The organism is Oscillibacter sp. KLE 1745, from assembly GCF_000469445.2.
Classification (GTDB): Bacteria; Bacillota; Clostridia; order Oscillospirales; family Oscillospiraceae; genus Oscillibacter; species Oscillibacter welbionis.
In genome coordinates, this window is sequence record NZ_KI271741.1 from 2,023 (window position 1) to 5,307 (window position 3,285).

The 3,285-nt window shown below is 61.0% G+C and carries 4 protein-coding genes; all 4 read right to left on the minus strand.

Translation table 11 applies throughout. The annotated features are described in order from the left end of the window. On the minus strand, window positions 1-234 hold a 234-nt coding region (locus HMPREF1546_RS18400), incomplete at its 3' end, for a glutamine synthetase III (protein ID WP_036636885.1). Window positions 235-1,181: 947 nt separating this feature from the next. Then, a complete protein-coding gene (gene purB / locus HMPREF1546_RS11615; RefSeq protein WP_036631176.1) occupies window positions 1,182-2,600 on the minus strand; it encodes an adenylosuccinate lyase in 1,419 nt (472 codons plus the stop codon). A gap of 91 nt (window positions 2,601-2,691) precedes the next feature. Next, a complete protein-coding gene (locus tag HMPREF1546_RS11620) occupies window positions 2,692-2,880 on the minus strand; it encodes a hypothetical protein (protein ID WP_021750974.1) in 189 nt (62 codons plus the stop codon). 12 nt (window positions 2,881-2,892) lie between these two features. Beyond that, window positions 2,893-3,285: adenylosuccinate synthetase (locus HMPREF1546_RS11625; RefSeq protein ID WP_021751971.1), on the minus strand; the 393-nt coding region annotated here is incomplete at its 5' end.

A 3,285-nucleotide genomic window follows, 5' to 3' on the forward strand; every position in this document is an offset into this window, starting at 1 on the left:
CGTGACGCCGGTCATGGGCTGGAACCAGTGGGTGTAGTGGGTGGCGCCCTTTTCCACGGCCCACTGCTTCATGGCCTGGGCGATCTCATTGGCGGTGGAGATATCCAAAGACGTTCCATCTGTAACGCACTTCTTCCACGCCTCATAGGACGCAGAGGACAGGCGCTCCTTCATGGTGTCCTCATTGAAGACCATGCTGCCGAACAGATCGGAGAGTTTCGTGGTGGTACTCATGCGTTTCATCCTCCTGTATTTATAAAATGTATCGTATCACATCAGATATGGAAAACTCAACAGGAAATGCGGATTTTCCGCCTCATTTGCCGCTCTCGCCGTCATCGGAGGGGCCCCGGGCACAGAGGCCGTCCGCGTCGCATCCCCCAGGACCGGTTGGGCATCCGGAAGTCCCGAAGCATCCAGTTCCGGCCGGAATGGTGTTGCCCGAAGATCTCCCGGTCCAGCAGGCTCACCTTGGTAAAGGGCGCACGACGGCCGCCCTTCCTCCGCAGCGTCTCAAAGTCAAAATACGTCCGGCCGAAGAGGGGCAGCAGCCCTTCCTTGGTACAGATCTTTTGAAAAAACCATGGCCCCGCACATGGGCAGAAGCGCCTCCCGGATGAATTTGCGCATCAGCCGCCGACTGCCCAAAGGGCAGGGTACTGGCGCAGAGCACTCTTTGCTATGGAGCGTATAACAAAGAACGCAGCTTTCTCCTAAAATCTTAGGATGAATAGCTGCGATCCGCGGTACCACCTAATTTGCTCCCATGATGGGATCCCTTTCAAAGCTCCAACAAGCCCGTGTGAGATAACGATCACAACTCGTCGCACTTACTAGCGGAGATCCGCGTTCGGAATGCAGCTGCAGAGTCTTCTTCCCGCGGACTCTTTGTACGGGCTTCCCACTGCCCCCGCTCACTGAACCGGAATTTCCACGATCCTTTTCTCCATCAATGCCTTCTGATGGTTGGATTTGGCCTCGATCTCGAAAGCGATGGTAGCAGTGTATCACCGCCAGCAGCGCACTGTCAACGTCAAAAACCACAAAATCGGCATTCCATTTCCGGCAGCCTTCCCGGCTCCTCCGCTCCGGGACAGCCGAAGGGGTTCCGCCTGAAAAGCGTTCCGGCGCCCCTCCCGCCGCAGTCACGACGGGCAGGGCGCCCGGACGGTATGAAACGGTCAGAGACTGATCTCCGGGACTTCCCGGCTGGCGCCGGAGAGCAGGGGCCTCACCTGGGCCAGGAAGGCGTCCACCTGCTCCGGACAGCGGCCGATGTACAGCTTCGGGTCCAGCACGGCCTCCATCTCCGCCTCGGTCATGCCGAAGGCAGGCTCCGCCGCCAGGCGGGAGAGCAGGTCGCAGGGCTCCCCCTCCTTCATCCGGGCGGTGGCGGCCATGGAGCAGGTGCGGATGATCTCGTGGAGCGCCTGCCGGTCGCCGCCCCGCTTGACGCCCTCCATCATCAGGTTCTCCGTAGCGATGAAGGGCAGGTACTCCCGGCAGGTCCGGTCCACGATCTTCTCGTTGACGTGGAGCCCGTCGGTGACGTTCTGACTGAGACGCAGGATGGCGTCGGCGCAGAGGAAGCCCTCCGGCATGGAGATGCGGCGGTTGGCGGAGTCGTCCAGGGTCCGCTCCAGCCACTGGACGGAGGCGGTCATGGGGGCGTTCATAGCGTCCGCCATCAGGTAGCGGCTGAGAGAGCAGATCCGCTCGGACCGCATGGGATTGCGCTTGTAGGCCATGGCGGAGGAGCCGATCTGGTTCTTCTCAAAGGGCTCCTCCACCTGCCGGTCGTGCTGGAGAAGGCGGATGTCGTTGGCCATGCGGTAGCAGCTCTGGGCAATGGCGGAGAGGCAGTTCAGGATGCGGCTGTCCGCCTTTCTGGGATAGGTCTGGCCACAGACGGCATAACACTGCTCAAAGCCGAATTCTGCGGCGATCTGCCGGTTCATCTCGTCAATCTTGGCGCCGTCTCCATCGAACAGGTCCATAAAGCTGGCCTCTGTGCCGGTGGTGCCCCGGCAGCCCAGGAACTTCATGTGGTCCAGGACGAAGTCCAGCTCCTCCAGGTCGGAGAGCAGGTCCTGCATCCAGAGGGTGGCCCGCTTGCCCACCGTCACCAGCTGGGCGGGCTGATAGTGGGTATAGCCCAGGGTGGGGGTGGCCTTGTATTGCTCTGCAAATTTACTGAGGTTCGCCACCACAGCCAGCAGCTCTCCCCGGAGATACCGCAGGCCCTCCCGGTAGATGATGAGATCCGCGTTGTCGGTGACATAGCAGCTGGTGGCCCCCAGGTGGATGATCCCCGCGGCGGAGGGGGCCGCCTTGCCGTAGGTGTAGACGTGGGCCATCACGTCGTGACGGACCTCCTTCTCCCGCGCCGAAGCCGTCTCATAGTCGATGTCGGTGATGTGGGCCTCCAGCTCCGCCACCTGCTCCGCGGTGACGGGCAGGCCCAGATTGTGCTCTGCCCGGGCCAGGGCCACCCACAGACGCCGCCAGGTCTGGAAACGCGTGTCCGGAGAAAACAGACACAGCATAAAATCAGAGGCGTATCGGGACGCCAGAGGGGATTTGTAACGATCTTTGGGCATAAGTGGGCCACCTTTCTTTTGTTTCAAAGTTTAGGAGGCACCGCAACGGGTGCCTCCAGAGGGTGCAGTCTGTTTCGCCGGAGGCGAAGCATTATGAAGTGGGAAGCGTGTTAAAGACTGTGAGCAGCCAGAGACAAAAATCCAGGCTGAACAGGGCCAACAGGAAGCACTCGACACCCGCGGAACGATCCTTCGATGCTTTTGAAATGATCCGGTAAAGGAGAAACGGCCAGCAGAGGGCACCTGCCAACGCGATCCACCCGAATACGGCAAACAGCATCGGATTTCCTCCTCACCGAATGATGATGGAATCTCTTTCCGGTCCCACAGACACATAGGTGATATGGCAGCCGATCTCCCGCTCCACGTATTCCACATAGTTCCGGGCCGCCTCCGGCAGGTTCTCCCACTTCCGGACGCCGGAGATGTCGCACTTCCAGCCGGGCATGGCGGTCATGACGGGCTTGGCGTCCGGCAGCACGGCGGGGAAGGGGAACGCGTCGGTCTCCTGCCCGTTCAGCTCATATCGGGCGCAGATGGGGATCTCATCCATGTAGCTGAGCACATCCAGCTTGGTCAGGGCGATGTCCGTGGCTCCCTGGCACTGGATGCCATAGCGGGTGGCCACGATGTCGATGGGACCCACCCGGCGGGGCCGGCCGGTCTTGGCGCCGTACTCACCGCC

Excerpts from the sequence above, each read along its gene's own strand:
- HMPREF1546_RS11620 (WP_021750974.1), bottom strand. The coding sequence starts at position 2,880 with ATGCTGTTTGCCGTATTCGGGTGGATCGCGTTGGCAGGTGCCCTCTGC.
- purB (WP_036631176.1), bottom strand. The coding sequence starts at position 2,600 with ATGCCCAAAGATCGTTACAAATCCCCTCTGGCGTCCCGATACGCCTCT.